Source organism: Hyphomicrobium sp. (assembly GCF_035687085.1).
In the GTDB taxonomy this organism is placed as follows: Bacteria; Pseudomonadota; Alphaproteobacteria; order Rhizobiales; family Hyphomicrobiaceae; genus Hyphomicrobium_B.
In genome coordinates this window covers 352,186-367,502 of the sequence record NZ_DASRYS010000013.1, presented here as the reverse complement: position 1 = coordinate 367,502, position 15,317 = coordinate 352,186, and the positions used below count along the sequence as shown (strand labels likewise).

The following is a 15,317-nucleotide window of genomic DNA, read 5'->3' as shown; positions in this document are numbered from 1 at the left end:
AGTTTTCGCCCCTGGCGCCGGGCGACTCCCCTGTCGGGGAGCCGGCCGCCCGGCGCAATCGGCTCGACCAAAAAATTGCCGCCGCGGAGAGATCCGCGGCGGCTTTTTTCATGGGGCCGGTTCTACCGGTCATTCAACCTTGAAGCGGTTTTCGAGAGGCTCGCCCTCCGGCCAGAAGGCAACGTCCTTCTTCGTGTCGAGCGCCTTGTCGCCGTCGACATCCTTATAAAGGGTCGCCCACATCGCCGAGCCCGGTTTCAGATCGGCTCCGACGTCGACCGTCACGTTGTTGTGGTTGCCCTTGTCGAGCGCGGTGAAGCCAAGGACCTTGTCCGAGCGCTTGCCGTTCTCGTCGGCGAAGATCGCGACATACCCGTTTTGCGGCAAACGAACGTAGCTGATGGCGACCGATTTGCCCTTGGGCTTTTGGTCGAAGGCGATGAGCGAAGCAGGAAAGTCGGCGGCTGCATCCTGGCTCGCCGGCTGATCGGTCATCGCGAAGGCTGGGCTGGCTGCGACGGCAAACATCGCGGCAAGGGCGGCCGAGAGGACGCGTTTGGGATCAGCTGCATAAGTCATAGACGTCTCCAAGGTTTTCAATGGTTGTTAAAGCGCTCTTGGAAGCGCGCCTGCGATATGGGTAGCCGTCCGAAAATTTCAGCGGGTCCGGTCTGATCACGGCCGATAACGTTCTCATCAGCGAGGACGTGATTTCGGCACTGCAATTCGTGAACGGCTTTGCTGGCGCCTCGTGTGGGCAGGCGGCCTAGGTGCCGTTGGGTGGCTGTCCCGTGTCGCGAATTCGCTAGCGCCAAGCCCGAACACCATTCCTGCAATTTATAGCTGTGCACAGTCTGTCGCACCTGTTGGTGAAACGCAGAATTCCTGTACATTTCTTCTTGCGCATTACTGCAAAATTCGAAGTTGAGCGTCCGCATGAACAGTCATGCGCAGGCGAAGGGGATGCTTATTCTCTAAACAACAAGTACAAAGGGAAGAATAAATGTCGGACGATATTCTGTCCAAGCTCAAGAGCTTACACGACGACGTTCGAGCGCGCATTGAAGCGTCGCCGGACTTCAAAGCAATGAAAGCCGTCGAAAGGGTCATCGGCGAGCTTTCGGGAGATGAAGGTGAGGCGTCCGCTCCTCAGAGCGAATCTGCCGCCGCCGAGCCGGCAGTGGAGGCAGCTCCGGAGGTTGCGGCCGAGGCACCCGCTGAAGCCCCTGCAGAGGCCGCTGAGGCGAGTTCAGCTGCCGAGGCTCCTGCTGAGGAGGCTCCGGTGGAAGCCGCTCCTGAGGCCGCTCCGGAGGTTGTAGCCGAGGCGACCACTGAAGCGGCCGCCGAGGCGCCAGCCGAGGCAGCTGCGGAGGAGGCGCCAGCGGTAGAGGCAACTCCAGAGCCGGAAGCGGCAGCGGAGGCTCCGGCAGAAGCACCTGCTGAAGCGCCTGCGGCTGAAGCTCCGGCCGAGGAAGCGGCGGCCGAGGCGGCTCCGGCTGAAGCTTCGGCGGAAGAGGCCGCAGCTCCGGAAGCTGCGGCTGCGGAGGTCGAGGCTGAATCAACTGCTGCCGAGGCGACGGCTCCGGAAGCGGCCGACGCGCCGGAGGCTCCTGCGGAGGCGCCAGAGGCTCCGGCTGAGACGCCGTCGGAGGATGTGCCGCTCGCGGCGGCGATCGTTGCGAATGGGGCAGCCCCGGCGGAGCCTGCTCCGGCGAGCCAAACTCTCTCATAGGGTCGTTCACAGGGTCGTTTTAAACGGATCGTCCGGCCACACGCGTGCGACGGGAGCCCCGGCCGGGACAGCCGGGGCTTTTGTGCGGAGGTCACATGGTGGTGCGCGATGCGTTCAGGTGGAACTCGGCAGGGCGTGCTGAATTCGGGGATTGGAGAGCAGGCAACGAACTGAAGCCGTGGATCGAGATTGACCGGATAGAAAGCCTGGGAGGCTCAACCATGAACGCGGTCGAAATCAATAATTATGCCCGTCAGCTCTATGCGTCCGAGGGGCCCAAGGCACTCGCGGAGGCGGCGGAGATGGTGCGCCGGTACGCTCAGTGCGGAGATAAGGGGTTGGCTGAGGATTGGCGGCGCATTGAGGCGGCGCTGAGAGAATTGCGCGGTCCGATCGCGAGCTGAGGCGCCATTGGATTGCGATTGGCGACACGCGTTCCGCGAGCCGGCAGCCAATCGCGTATGCCCCTTGAGCCGCGCGCCTTACTCAAGCGAGCTTTGGCCCGATGCGCGCTGATGCCGAATAGCCGAAGCGGCTTTGGCTGAAGGCGTGCGTGCGGCCGTGGCGTTCGGCCATTTCGCGAATGACGTTTTCCAGCTCGAGCCGAGGCGTGACGCTGAAGCGGGCAAGCCACGCGCGCATGGCGCTTCGGGCTGGCCCAGGCATTCGCACCATCGTGCCGAAATCGACGATGTGGAGTTCGCCGCGCGGGCCAAGCTGCAAGAGCGCCCGGTCGATCACCGCTTCCCACGGGGGAATCATCGACAGCGCGTAGGAGATGAAAATGCGGTCGAACTTATTGACGCCGAAGAGTTCAGCCGCCGAGAATGCCGTGGCGTCGGCTTGCGCGATTACAATGTCATCGCGGGCGGGGCTACGCCCTATCGCGGCGCGCGCGGTCTTCAGCATTTCTGCTGAGACGTCGATGCCGTAGAATTGCGCAGCTGGATAAAGGTGGGCTGCCCGCAGAAGATTGCGCGCCGTTCCGCAGCCGATCTCGAGAACGGTGCCAGCGACCGGCGGATCAAGGTCATCGATGAGTTGGTCGCGGCCGAGGAGATAGTAGCGGCGCGTCACGTCGTAGATGTAGCGCTGATGGCGGTACATGCCGTCCATCGCGCTCGCGGCGGTGCCGGTCATCGTCACGCTCATGCGGTTTTGACGTAGAGGTGGAAGCCGCCGTAGATCGCCGAGCGATCCTTGGCGTGGATCTCGGCTGATTCTTCGGCGTCGTAGGCCCATTGATTGAGGATGGCGGGGGAGACCCGTCCGGGGAGGATGCTTTCCTCGCCCGCGGTCCGGAAGATGACGCGCGCGCCGGCGCGCGCCGTGCGCGTGATCTCACGCCAGAGGGCATTGAGCGTGGCGTCGTCCATCCAGTCCTGCGCGTCGAGCAGCACGTAGCGGTCGAGGCTGTCGGCCGGTTCGTTCGACAGGAAGCGGATCATGTTGTCGTGGATGACGTTCACTCGGCTGGCGCGGGCTCTGACGGCCATGAAGTTTGCTTTTTCGAGATAGGGCGGGCAGGAGCCTTCGCCCTGGGGGGCGTATCGCCGGCCGAAGGCCTGCCAGGCGAAATAGTTGTCTTTCAGATCGAAGCCCGTCGCCAAGCGGCGGGCGCGCTCTTTCAAAACGTCGGCCATCGCGCGCGTGCGCCCGTTCGACAACGCGTCGTATTGGGCCGGCGGGATGCCGAGGCCGAAGAGCGATGCCGGGTTTGACGTGATCCAGCGCAGGACCGGATGATCGAACGCGGGTGCCACGTCGCGGTCGAATATTTCGCGCTGTTCTTCAATGGTGCGAGCTTCGAGGATGCGTTGAGGATTGGCGCCGAAGATGCGCGCCGCGAGATGCCCGGTGGCGATGAAGCGTCCGAGCAGGCCGTAGCGATAGAAGTTGCGGGCAAAGCGCGTGATGCGGCGGCGGCCCGTCAGATCGCGGCCTTCCCAATAGCTGCGCGTTGCCACATCGAGGTGCGGGGCGACGAGATCATTATAGAGATGGACGTTGCGGCGATCGTTAGCGACGCCGAAGAAGCGGAAGAACGTCGCGTAGTTCGGCAGGTGCTGCGCGGCCGCGAGTTTCAGTTTCAAAAGTGCGATGTGCGTTTCATTGAGATCGATGGCGTAGATGCGCGCTGGGTTGGCGGTGAGGTAGCTCATGACGTTGCAGCCGCCGGAGGCAATCGTGATCATGCGGCTTTGCGGCGTCAGCTCCAGTGCTTCGAGATCGGCGCGCGGATCCTCCCAGATTTGCGGGTAGACCATCGAGCGGAACGCGAACGTGAAGGTGCGTTCCAGAATGCCTGCGGGGCTGAGCGCGCTGTTCTGGTGAACCGCCTCACTCAGCAGATCGACGTTTGCCGGTTCAAAGACTTTGGCAGTGACGTTCAAGGAAGGTCTCCTTTGATATTGTTTCAGGCGACTCCCGTTCCGGGAGCCGGCCGCCTGAAACGAAGCCCGTGTCGCGAGCCGGCTGCCCGGCCTGAAGCTATGCCGCTTCGATCAAGTGGTGGCGCTGAGAGGCTTCAGCGCCGCGGGTGGCGAGGCGTTCCTTCCAGCGAATGATTTCAAAGCGGCCGTCAAAGCGCTCGCCGATGGCCGTGCAGCTTTCGACCCAGTCGCCGCAGTTCAGATAGTGGATGCCGCCGATGATGCGTTCGTTGGCGTAATGGATGTGGCCGCAGATGAGGCCCTGCGCGTCGCGGCGGCGGGCTTCCTCGGCCAATGCGTCCTCGAATTCGCCGATGTAATTGACGGCGCTTTTTACTTTCTGCTTCAGGAACGCGGAGAGTGACCAGTGGCCGAGGCCAAACATGCGGCGCAAGAAGTTGAGCGGCACGTTGAGCGCGAGTGCGGCTTCGTACGAGCGATCGCCGAGGAATGCCAGCCAGCGGGCGTAGCGGACGACGACGTCGAATTCGTCGCCGTGGAGAATGAGGTAGCGTTTGCCGTTGGCGCCTTCGTGCACGGCATCGCGGCGAAGTTCGACGCCGCCGAAGTTCATTCCGGCGTAATCGCGCAGGCCGTCGTCGTGATTGCCAGGGATGAAGATCACGCGCGTGCCCTTGCGCGATTTGCGCAGCAGCTTTTGCAGGACGTCGTTATGGCTTTGCGGCCAATGCGGGCCGCGCCGCACCTTCCAGAAATCGACGATATCGCCCACCAGGTAGAGGTCCCGGCATTCGACGTGTTTCAGAAAGTCGAGGAGGGCTGTGGCTTGCGAATTGCGCGTGCCTAGGTGGATGTCGGAAATGAAGACGGCGCGATATTCCAGGTGATCCGGGTTCGGTGCGCTCAATGTCGGCCCCCCAGTCGGTACGCTTTTCACGAAAGCAGCTAAGCTTTTCATGGGAAAACGTAGGACGGGATTCATGTTACAGGCGTGTGACGATCGCCTGCGGCAGCTTCGAACGCTGATGGTAAATGTGCGGCGCCAGCAGGATTTCGAGCGCACTGTGGATGAATTCAGTCGCTTCGGGGAGCGCCTTGGATGTGCTTTAGCGCCAACGGCCGGCCCGGTGCGCGAAGTGCCCCGTCCCCCCGGACGTCCACGCGCATTCCCGGGCCGGCTGGCGCTCTCTTTCAGAGTTCGGAGCGCTGGGAAATCCGTTCCCAGGCAAATAGAAGTGCCGTGTCGATGGCGCCGACGAGAAGAAACGCCAGCGCAATCGGATATGTCGATGTTTCAGGAAGGCCCAGGTCGACTCCGCGAGTTGCGACTGCCAGGGCGGCGATAAGGCTGAGAAGTGCTAGTGAGCCGAAGACAACTTGAACGAACCTGAGCGAACGCTCGCGCTCGCGACGGATAGTTTCCATCAGGGCATTTCCTCAACGCATTACATTACACGGCTTAATCCCCACTGTTCAGAGAGCTTAGCTTGAGCACAAGTCGAGGTGAAGTGAAATTTGATGCTTAGCTATGCAAGTGCCTTGTTAGCCAGTTCTTTCAGCACAGTGCGTTGTTGTTCGGCATCGGAAGGGAAATTGTTCCCAACCCACCATTTTTCAAAGGCCTGGAGAATTCCGCCAATGGCGGGTCCCGGCGCAAAGCCAAGCGCAATCACGTCGCTGCCGGAAACCGGCATTTTGGGGGCTTTCCAGCGGTCGGGCAGCAGCGCTCTGGCGCGCCAGACCGGATCATTGGGAGACGCATCCGAGCGCGCCCAGGCGAGCAGAACGGCGCGCTTGAAATTTTCCGGGCCGAGCTTGTAGAGCGCGGCGCGGCCTGTTGTTTCAGGCGTATGCGGATCAATTCCGGGCTCGCTCGCGAAGACGGCGCCAATGCGCGAGGCCTCGGCATTGGATAGTTTGAGCTGCGCTGCCAGAAACCTGTCGTCGCCCGGATGAATGACGGCGAGTGCGGCCAAGCGCGTGACCGGATCGGGGGCTTCGCCAAGTGCTGCTTCGATTGCTGCAAACCGCTCGAAGCGATCGGGCTCGAGGCGCGTACGGACCACGAGTTGCAAGATGCCGGCTTTGTACATGACTGCCAGAACCTCCGGCGCGCCGGGCGCTGCCAGAAGTTTCAACATCTCAGCGCGGACGCGTTCGGCGGAGAGAAGGCTCATGCCTTCCTTCATCTCTTCCGCGGCAGCGAGGCCTGTGGGATCGATCTGGCCGTTGCCATATTGGGCGCTGAAACGGAAGAAACGGAGGATACGCAGGTAATCCTCGCGGATCCTTTCCTTGGCGTCGCCGATGAAGCGGACACGGCGCTTGCGCAAGTCTTCGAGGCCGCCCACCGGATCGTAGACGTTGCCTTCGAGATCGCAGTAGAGCGCGTTGATCGTGAAATCGCGGCGCGAGGCGTCCTGCTTCCAGTCGTCGGTGAAAGCCACGACCGCATGACGGCCATCGGTTTCCACGTCGCGCCGGAGCGTCGTTATCTCGTAGGGATGGCCGTCGGCCACGACCGTTATGGTGCCGTGGTCGATGCCCGTGGGATAGGCGCCAAGGCCAGCGGCTTTTGCGAGCCGCATCGTTTCTGCGGGTCGCGCGGTCGTTGCGATGTCGACCTCTTTGACAGGGCGATCCATCAGTGCGTTGCGGACGGCGCCGCCTACGACGCGCGTCGTCGCGCCGCCTTTTGCAAGGGCGGCGAACACTTTCCCGATCGCTGCGGTGCGCAGCCACCGAGCGTTCACGCGCGGCCATTTGATTGCGGCGTCTGTCATGGGTCAGGGCTTGGCCGGTTGCTGCTCAGGCTTTTCGGGAACATGGATACTGCGGGGCGGCTCGAGCTTTCCGTCCTCAAGCGACGCCGGCACGTAGACGTCGTGCGGATCGTTATTCGAGTGAGAGGAGAACGCGACGAGGGTGACAAGCATCAACGCGGCGCCGGCAAAGAACAGGCGGAACAGCGGCGCGCGGTTGACGATCGTGGGCAAGCCCGCCCATTCGTCTTCCTTGAACGCGATCCACATGACGTAGACGAGCGTCGGCAACATGAAGAAGAAGATGTTCTCGATAACGATCCGTGTCATGTGCTGAACAGTCTCCGATAGAGCGCGCGAATGATGCCCGCCGTCGCTCCCCAAATATAGCGTTCTCCGTAAGGCATCGCATAAAAATGACGCTCGGCGCCGGCGAACGTGCGGCTGTGTATCTGATGATTGGCTTCGTTCATTAAGAAAGCGAAAGGCACCTCGAAGACGGCGGCGACTTCCGAAGGATCGGGCTTCAGTGTGAAGCCGGGACGGACGAGGGCCACGCAGGGTGAAATGATGTAGCCCGTGCCCGTGCGATATGCCGGGAGGAAACCGACGGGCTCGATGAAGCTTTTATCCAGGGCGATTTCTTCATGGGCCTCCCGCATTGCAGCAGCGAGCGGGCCGCTGTCGTGCGCCTCGACCTTGCCGCCGGGGAAGGCGATTTGGCCTGCGTGCGAAGGCAAATGGTCCGTCCGCGTGGTGAGAAGCACGGTCAACGGTGTGTTGGCGACCACCGGCACCAGGACGGCGGCATGACGAAGGACCGCGTTCGCAGGCTCGCTTCCGGGATTGAGATCGTGGTCACCGGAGGTAATGGGGCCGTCAAGCAGAGGTGGGGTAGCCAGCAGCCGAGATCGCGCTAATTTCTCGAATGTTCGGGCGTCGAATTCCGGAATGTTCATATTAGTCATAATAGAGGCGGAAATCCGGATCATTGCTCGGCGTTACAGGACGTTGACGATGAGACGACCCGGATGGCCGATCTCGAACGGAATCACGGTACCTTCTAGTGGTGATAGCAAGCTGCGTCTCGTGGGCAAACTTGATGACAGGCAGGTGAGGCAGGGTGGCCTTTTTTCAAACGACATCACGATTTCGCAGCTTAAGCGCTTTTTTCGTGGCGCTGGCTTTGCTGTTTTTCATTCCCTCGACAAAAGCGCACGCGCTTTCGACGGCTGATTTTCTTGGCTCTCTGTCCTACAGCGAGGCGGACCAGTTCCAGGCGTGGAAGGCTGCGCGGCGAGCCTATCAAGCGCAACTCGACCAATACTGGGCTGCGGTGGACCAGAAGCGAGCAGAGCGCAAGCGAAAGCGGTCGCAGAAAGTTCCCTTCGCCGCCAGCGATTATGTGATGAGCTTCCCGCCGAAATATACCGGGCCTTCGCTATCGGCGGATCTCGCTGCGAAGTACGACCGCTTCCTTGCGGCCCAACGGCAAAGCGATCCGACACAGCCGAAGGAGCTTGCAACGGTGCCGGATTATCTCGCGGCCGCGAAAAGCGTCTACAACTTCGTGCCGGAGCGGGTATCGGAGAAAGAGTTCAAGGTTCGCTATGCCCGCGAGGCGGTCGCGCTTGGTCTTTCGAAGGAGCAGGTCGTTCGCGTTTATGCGCTCGAGACCGGCGGCGTCGGCACCTACGACATGCAGTCGGGCATTCATCCGACCAACAAGAACGGCAAGGCCATTTCGAGCGCGCTCGGCTATGCGCAGTTGCTTGATGCCAATTCGGTCAACGAACTTGCGCGCAGCGGGCCGATTTTCATTTCGCGCATCACGCAGAAATTGCGCGACCCGCGCAACACGCCGGAACGCACGGCGCTGTTGAAGCACAAGCTCGCGGTGCTGAAGAAGATGTACGCCAACGTCAAGCATCAGCCGTTCGAATGGACAGTGCAGCAGGCGTACGCGAAGACGCGCGAAGGCATGGGTATTCACGCGCTCAACATCGATGGCGACATCGGTCCGATGCTACAGGCGATGAAGCTCAAGACGCTGCAGGACGTTGCAGCAAAGAACGGCCGCTATGCCCTTTCGGGTGCCGAGTTAGAGCTCATGAATTTGGCTGGTCCCGTGACGGGGCTCGAGATGATGGTCGCGCCCGGATCGAACGCGCCGACGACGAACTTCTTTTCGCGGCGCGCTTACTACGTCAATAAAATGGTGATCGGGCTGACGGGGGCACAACTGCAGGCCGAACTCGACCGGCGAATGACGTTTGCCATCAACAAGCCGGGGTCGGTGGAGTTCGCGGCGGCCTTCGACAGTATTGCCGTGCAAGGCGCCGAGCGTTGAGCCCGGCGCCTGTGTTTGTGTGATGGGATCGCTTCTCAGGCCTGCGCCTCTGCCTCTGAAAGCACGGGGTAGTCGGTGTAGCCTTTGGCGCCGCCGCCGTAGAAAGTCGCCGGGTCCTGTTTGTTCAGTGGCGCATTGAGCTTGAAGCGCTCGGGCAGATCCGGATTGGCGATGAACTCCTTGCCGAATGCAACCGCATCGACGGCGCCGGAGCTGATGACCGCCTCGGCCGATTCTTTCGTGAACTTCTCGTTGGCGATGTAGACGCCGCCGAACGCCTTCTTGAGTTCGGGACCAATCCAGTCGTCGGCTTGGTATTCGCGCGAGCAGATGAAGGCGATCTTGCGCTTGCCCACTTCGCGAGCGACGTAGCTGAAGGTGCCGAGGCGATCGCTGTCGCCCATCGAGTGGGAGTCGGCGCGCGGTGCGAGATGCAGACCGACGCGGTCGGCACCCCAGACCTCGATGCAGGCATCGACGACTTCGAGCATGAGGCGTGCGCGGTTCTCGATCGGGCCGCCATAGGCGTCCGTGCGTTTGTTCGTTGAATCCTGCAGGAACTGGTCGAGCAGGTAGCCGTTGGCGCCGTGGACTTCGACGCCGTCGAAGCCGGCGCGCTTGGCGTTCTCAGCGCCGCGGCGGTAGTCGGCGATGACGCCGGGAATCTCGTCGAGTTCGAGAGCGCGCGGCACGACGAAGTCGCGCTTCGGACGCACGAGGCTCACGTGGCCCTGGGCGGCGATGGCGCTCGGCGCGACCGGGAGTTCGCCGTTCAGGTAGATGGGATCGGAGATGCGGCCGACGTGCCAGAGCTGCAAGAGGATGGTGCCGCCCGCAGCGTGAACGGCGTCCGTGATGCGCTTCCAGCCTTCGACCTGCTCATCGGACCAGATACCTGGCGTGTCGGGATAGCCGACGCCCATCGGCGTAACTGACGTCGCCTCGGACAGCATCAGTCCGGCGGATGCGCGCTGCACATAGTATTCGCGCATGAGATCGTTGGGCACGCGGCCCTCGCTTGCGCGGCAGCGGGTGAGCGGCGCAAGTACAACACGATTTTTAAGCCGGAACGCGCCAGCCTGAAGCGGATCGAAAAGTGATGCCATTGTCTCTTCCTGGAATTGACGGCGGGAAGCTGCGGATACAGGCGACTGTTACGGGTGTAACGCCGGTATGAGCAGGTCGTTGCAGGTTTCGCAAAGCTGGTAGCCGCGCGGCCGCGACGCAAGCCAAAAGGCACTGCGTTATTGACGCGGCTGCCATACCACTGCCGCTGCTGCAAAACTCATCAGGGTTCGTTTGTGTCACGGTCTCGTAAGACTGCGGCCAGGGCCAATGGCCGGTAGGTGCGTTCTTCGACACGATTGCCGCAGGCTTCGCGGATCGTCTGCCCGAACCGGGCAAAGGCGCTCTCGTCAATCTTCTCGTTCTGAGAGACATGGCCGCCGGGGAGCTTGCTCGTTCGCAGGTATCCGAGAAGGCGGCGGCGCCCGCGTGGAACGCTGCCTGTATTCTGCTGAACGAGGCGCAGATAGGGAAGGCGACGGCTGAGGCGATCGCGCCAGCCGCTGCCGGGCGCGTGTTGCATGCCGAGCGGATCCGCGCGTGACTGCCGTCGCAATTGTTCCATATCGAGCGCGAGGCCCGTGGCCGCTTGGATTTTTTCAGCCATCCAGAGCACTGCGATGTCGGAGAGGCCGGTCTCCGACCAGATGCCGCCGATGTCAGCGTGTGTTCCGGGAAACCACGCTTGTTCGACGTGGCAGTGTGCCGGCATCGCGACGTCGTGGGGAAGCGTGAACATGATGGGACGCAATGCTCCGCGCGTCTCGTCGATCGCGAGGGCATGGAGCGCGAGATCGACGATGTCCTGACAGCGGATGTCGTGATGGCTTCGCTTGCGGCGGAACACTGTCCATGGCCAGCGTGGCGTTCTCGCGTATTCGACCGTGTCCCACAGGCCGATGCAGCGGATGCGAACCGGATAATGACAGGCGCCGCTCAATTCGGCGACGGCGTTGAAATCGCGCTTGCGGTCCGGCTTCACATAGAGCCGCCAAGCCTCATCAAGGTCAAAGTCAGCATCTCTTCGCGCGACGCCGAAGAGCGCGATGAAGCTTGCGAGGCTGCGCGCTTCGTAAGCGCCGCGCGCAAAGCCGAAGAGATAGACTTCGTCGCCCGGCTCATAGGTGTTGCTGAGGAACCGGTAAGCCGCCTTGATGCGTTCGCCCATCACGGCGCCGGCGGCCTCCTTGAAGGACATCGATCCTTCCTGCGAGGCGGGAATGCCGGCGACGTAGCGAACGAGTTGTTTGACGCCGTGTGTGTCGGCGGGGAGAACGGCGCGCGTAAGCTTGGCCACGTTCGTCGATGGCAACGCGCTGATATCGTCGTTCCACGTGCCATCCATGGAGCAGACGAGGCGTTTCATTGTGCCTTCCCCCGAAGGCCTCTAACGCGCTAGCGAGGCATGCAAGCCATTAGGGCCATTTCACCACGGGGGGCATCGAGGAGAGAATGCTCTCGACGTTGCCGCCCGTCTTCAGTCCGAACATCGTGCCGCGATCGTAGAGAAGGTTATATTCGACGTAGCGGCCGCGGCGGATCAATTGTTCCTCGCGCTGCTCGTCCGTGTAAGGCATCGTGTAGTTGCCGCGCACGAGCATGGGGTAGACGCTGGCGAACGCGCGTCCGACATCTTGCGAGAAGGCGAAGGCTTCGTCCCAGCCGCCCTCGGCCTCGGTGGGCGTCAGGTAATCATAGAAAATGCCGCCGATGCCGCGCATTTCGTTCCGATGCGGCAGGAAGAAATAGTCGTCACACCATTTCTTGAACTTCGGATAATCGGCGATCGGGTGGGCCGCGCACGCGCCGTACATCGCGGCATGGAAGGCCAGCGTATCGGCATCCGACTGTGTGCGGCGCTTTTCGAGAACGGGCGTGAGGTCGGCGCCGCCGCCGAACCACCACTTGGACGTGGTGATCATGCGGGTGTTCATATGAACCGCCGGCACGTTGGGGTTGCGCGGGTGCGCGATCAGCGAAATGCCGGAGGCCCAGAATTCGGGGCTTTCTTCGGCGCCGGGAATTTGCTTGCGGAACTCAGGCGCGAATTCGCCGTGGACGGTCGATGTGTGCACGCCGACTTTTTCGAATACGCGGCCATGCATCATGCTCATGACGCCGCCGCCACCGTCCGCGCCGGTGTGATCGGTGCGCGACCAGGGCTTTTGCGTAAACGTCGCGGGCGCATCATTGCCATGCGGCGCCGTTTCAGGAAGCGAAGCTTCGAGTTTCTCGAAGGCCAAGCAAATATCGTCGCGCAGCTTTTCGAACCAGGCGCGCGCGGTTGCTTTCTTTTGCCCTAGGGTCGTATCGGGAGCGTTCATCTAGAAGGGGGTATCCCGTGTCTTGTTTTTGACGGAAAAGACCCTTAGCCCTATCAGGCACCCACTTTCAATATCCGGTCGCCGTCGCCCGTCGGGACTCCCGGCCTGCGATCATGCGCCGCTTTTTTGCTTGCGATAACAATCATGCTTAGCCGCCTCATGACGTGGGGGGAAACCCGCATCAAGCCGTTCGACGACCGCGCCATTGTGCGGCCGCCCGACCAGCTTTGGGCATTCTATTGGCATTTTATCAAGCCGCTCTGGCCCTATTTCTTGCTGCTGCTCATCGCGGGCTGCCTGGGCTCGACGATCGAAGTGGCGTTGATGGGCTTTGTCGGCACGATCGTCGATAAAATGCGCGCGGAGACCGATCCGGCGCAATTCGTCTCGAACCATGCCTTGATGCTGACGTTGATGGCGTTCGTGGCGCTCATCTTAAGGCCGGTCGTCTCGGTCGGGCACGACTTCATCAAGAACCAGATCATTGCGGCCGGCTGCACCGCGCGTATTCGCTGGCAGACGCACCGCTACGTTCTGCGGCAGAGCCTCGGCTTTTTCCAAAACGATTTTGCTGGCCGCGTCGCCAACAAGATCATGCAGACGGGAACATCGCTGCGCGAAAGCGTGGTGCAGCTCATCGATGCGCTTTGGTACGCGAGCGTGCAGTTCGTCGGTTCGGCGCTGCTTTTCGCGGCCTCCGATTGGCGGCTGACGATGCCGCTTCTCGTCTGGCTCGTCGCCTATATTGTGACGCTTCGCTATTTCGTGCCGCGCATCAAGCAGCGTTCGACGGAATCTTCCGAGGCGCGTTCGATGCTGATCGGCCGCATCGTCGACAGCTACACGAACATCATGACCGTTAAACTCTTCGCGCACGCCGAGCGCGAGGACGCCTACGCGCGCGATGCGCTGACAGAGCAGGTCAGTAAGTGGCAGGCTTCGCTGCGGCTCATCACGGGCATGGAGATCGTTCTCTACCTGCTCAACGGCGTCCTTCTTGTTGCGACGACCGGCATGGCGATCTGGCTGTGGACCTTGCAGTATGTCTCGGTCGGCGACATCGCCGTCGTCAGCGGCCTCGTCATTCGCATCGTGACGATGTCAGGCTGGGTCATGTGGACGATCTCGGACGTGTTCGAGAACATCGGCGTCGTGCACGAGGGCATGGAGACGATCTCGCGTCCGAACCTTCTTCTCGACGCGCCCGATGCCAAGCCGCTCGTGGTGCCGAAGGGCGAGATCCGGTTCGATCACATCCACTTCCATTATGGTGCGGGCCGCGCGGCTTCCGAGGACACGCCGCCGCGGGTCATCGAATCTTTGTCGCTGACGGTTCGGCCGGGCGAGAAGGTGGGGCTCGTCGGCCGTTCCGGTGCGGGCAAGTCGACGCTCGTCAACGTGCTCCTGCGGTTCTACGATCTCGAAGGCGGGCGCATCCTCATCGACGGGCAGGATATCTCGCGCGTCACGCAGGACAGCCTGCGCGCCGAGATCGGAATGGTGACACAGGATACGTCGCTGCTGCATCGCTCGGTTCGCGACAACATTCTCTACGGCCGCCTGGACGCGACCGAAGAAGAAATGATTGCTGCGGCGAAGCAGGCCGAGGCGCACGACTTCATCCTCGGGCTCGAGGATATGAAGGGGCGTCGCGGGTATGATGCGCATGTCGGCGAGCGGGGCGTGAAGCTTTCCGGCGGGCAGCGCCAGCGCATCGCGATTGCGCGCGTTTTGCTGAAAAATGCGCCGATCCTCATTCTCGACGAGGCGACGAGCGCGCTCGATTCCGAAGTCGAGTCCGAGATCCAGGCGAGCTTCGAGAGGCTCATGCGCGGCAAGACGGTGATCGCGATCGCGCATCGTCTTTCGACCATCGCGGCGATGGACCGTCTCGTCGTCATGGAAGAGGGCCGGATCGTAGAAGAGGGGTCGCATGCCGAGCTGCTGAAGCGCGGTGGGCTTTATGCGCAACTCTGGTCCCGCCAGTCCGGCGGGTTCCTGGCTCGCGAGGCGGCTGAGTAAAGGCCGCCTCGCCAGCGATATGGAACTGCGAGTTTAGTTGCTCGGGTAGCCGTTCGTCTGGCGAAGCGCTTCGCCGAGCACGATGGCGGCTGCGACCGCGACGTTCAGCGACCGCAATCCGGGCCGCATCGGGATTGTGATCCGCGCGTCGACGATGTCGTGAACTCTGTCGGGTACGCCGGCGCTTTCGCGGCCGACCATCAGGGTATCGTCGGGTGCAAAGCGGAAGTCGCAGTGGGTCGTGGCCGCCTTCGTTGTGAGCAGCACGAGGCGCCCGGGCCCAGGCGCGGCAGCCTGTGTTCGCCTTTCCATGAAGGAATCGAAGCCCGCGTGGCGCACGACGTCCGCGAAGGGCAAGTAGTCCATCGCAGCGCGCTTCAGGGCGCGATCGCTGATGTCGAATCCGGCCGGTCCGATGATGTCTACGGGCACGCCGAAGCAGGCGCAGAGGCGCAGGATCGTGCCCGTATTCTGCGCGATGTCGGGCTGGTAAAGGGCGAGTCGCATGGCCGTCGGGACCTGCGGTAACGCCGTCTTTCATGTCCAGCAAAAACTGTGCGCCAAATTGCCTCTCGCCTTTTGTCGCGGTGATCGTTGATAGCCGGAGCAAAGGCTGTCAGAACCATGCGCAGGGAAGAGAAACGAACAAACCAGAGATAACAAAAACGG

At 62.0% G+C, this 15,317-nt stretch carries 16 protein-coding genes; 4 read left to right on the top strand and 12 right to left on the bottom strand.

Features of this window, described 5'->3' with window-relative positions; all coding sequences use genetic code 11:
- Positions 1–129: 129 nt before the first annotated feature.
- Complete coding sequence (locus VFG26_RS12475; protein WP_325025736.1) at positions 130–579, bottom strand: DUF7282 domain-containing protein; 450 nt, start codon at positions 577–579, stop codon at positions 130–132.
- Positions 580–1,003: 424 nt separating this feature from the next.
- Here VFG26_RS12475 and VFG26_RS12470 point away from each other — a divergent pair, with 424 nt between their 5' ends.
- The gene (locus VFG26_RS12470) at positions 1,004–1,732 is read left to right on the top strand and encodes a hypothetical protein (RefSeq protein WP_325025734.1); all 729 of its coding nucleotides are present in this window, start codon (positions 1,004–1,006) and stop codon (positions 1,730–1,732) included.
- 221 nt (positions 1,733–1,953) lie between these two features.
- Entirely contained in the window at positions 1,954–2,136 is a 183-nt protein-coding gene (locus VFG26_RS12465) for a hypothetical protein (RefSeq protein WP_325025732.1), read from the top strand.
- 82 nt (positions 2,137–2,218) lie between these two features.
- Here the strand turns inward: VFG26_RS12465 and VFG26_RS12460 are convergent, their stop codons facing one another.
- From VFG26_RS12460 to VFG26_RS12430, 7 genes are all read right to left on the bottom strand, one after another.
- Positions 2,219–2,872 carry a class I SAM-dependent methyltransferase gene (locus VFG26_RS12460; protein WP_325025730.1) on the bottom strand — a complete coding sequence of 218 codons (654 nt, stop codon included), beginning with the start codon at positions 2,870–2,872 and terminating at the stop codon, positions 2,219–2,221.
- A gap of 8 nt (positions 2,873–2,880) precedes the next feature.
- A complete protein-coding gene (locus VFG26_RS12455; RefSeq protein WP_325025728.1) occupies positions 2,881–4,125 on the bottom strand; it encodes a DUF3419 family protein in 1,245 nt (414 codons plus the stop codon).
- A gap of 97 nt (positions 4,126–4,222) precedes the next feature.
- A complete protein-coding gene (locus VFG26_RS12450) occupies positions 4,223–5,032 on the bottom strand; it encodes a UDP-2,3-diacylglucosamine diphosphatase (protein WP_325025726.1) in 810 nt (269 codons plus the stop codon).
- Between the two features lie 284 nt (positions 5,033–5,316).
- Positions 5,317–5,550 carry a hypothetical protein gene (locus VFG26_RS12445; protein WP_325025725.1) on the bottom strand — a complete coding sequence of 78 codons (234 nt, stop codon included), beginning with the start codon at positions 5,548–5,550 and terminating at the stop codon, positions 5,317–5,319.
- A 101-nt stretch (positions 5,551–5,651) separates the two neighbouring features.
- Positions 5,652–6,908, bottom strand: a complete 1,257-nt coding sequence (locus tag VFG26_RS12440; RefSeq protein WP_325025723.1) for a CCA tRNA nucleotidyltransferase — start codon at positions 6,906–6,908, stop codon at positions 5,652–5,654.
- Positions 6,909–6,911: 3 nt separating this feature from the next.
- Positions 6,912–7,217: a DUF6111 family protein gene (locus VFG26_RS12435; protein ID WP_325025721.1), complete on the bottom strand. Its 306-nt coding sequence runs from the start codon at positions 7,215–7,217 to the stop codon at positions 6,912–6,914.
- Complete coding sequence (locus tag VFG26_RS12430; RefSeq protein ID WP_325026105.1) at positions 7,214–7,846, bottom strand: CoA pyrophosphatase; 633 nt, start codon at positions 7,844–7,846, stop codon at positions 7,214–7,216. Before VFG26_RS12430 ends, VFG26_RS12435 begins: the two co-directional genes overlap by 4 nt.
- A 215-nt stretch (positions 7,847–8,061) precedes the next feature.
- Here VFG26_RS12430 and VFG26_RS12425 point away from each other — a divergent pair, with 215 nt between their 5' ends.
- Positions 8,062–9,237 (top strand): hypothetical protein, encoded by a 1,176-nt coding sequence (locus tag VFG26_RS12425; RefSeq protein ID WP_325025720.1) that lies wholly within the window; start codon positions 8,062–8,064, stop codon positions 9,235–9,237.
- A 35-nt stretch (positions 9,238–9,272) separates the two neighbouring features.
- On the opposite strand, the gene VFG26_RS12420 is transcribed toward VFG26_RS12425, so the two are convergent.
- From VFG26_RS12420 to hemF, 3 genes are all read right to left on the bottom strand, one after another.
- Complete coding sequence (locus VFG26_RS12420; RefSeq protein WP_325025718.1) at positions 9,273–10,343, bottom strand: alkene reductase; 1,071 nt, start codon at positions 10,341–10,343, stop codon at positions 9,273–9,275.
- 182 nt (positions 10,344–10,525) lie between these two features.
- Positions 10,526–11,668 (bottom strand): DUF2235 domain-containing protein, encoded by a 1,143-nt coding sequence (locus VFG26_RS12415; RefSeq protein ID WP_325025716.1) that lies wholly within the window; start codon positions 11,666–11,668, stop codon positions 10,526–10,528.
- A gap of 49 nt (positions 11,669–11,717) precedes the next feature.
- Positions 11,718–12,626 (bottom strand): oxygen-dependent coproporphyrinogen oxidase, encoded by a 909-nt coding sequence (gene hemF / locus VFG26_RS12410; protein ID WP_325025715.1) that lies wholly within the window; start codon positions 12,624–12,626, stop codon positions 11,718–11,720.
- Positions 12,627–12,770: 144 nt separating this feature from the next.
- On the opposite strand from hemF, the gene VFG26_RS12405 reads away from it, so the two are divergent.
- Positions 12,771–14,648: an ABC transporter ATP-binding protein gene (locus tag VFG26_RS12405; RefSeq protein WP_325025713.1), complete on the top strand. Its 1,878-nt coding sequence runs from the start codon at positions 12,771–12,773 to the stop codon at positions 14,646–14,648.
- 33 nt (positions 14,649–14,681) lie between these two features.
- Here the strand turns inward: VFG26_RS12405 and VFG26_RS12400 are convergent, their stop codons facing one another.
- On the bottom strand, positions 14,682–15,155 hold the full coding sequence (locus VFG26_RS12400; RefSeq protein WP_325025711.1) for a tRNA (cytidine(34)-2'-O)-methyltransferase: 474 nt from the start codon (positions 15,153–15,155) through the stop codon (positions 14,682–14,684).
- Positions 15,156–15,317: the final 162 nt, after the last annotated feature.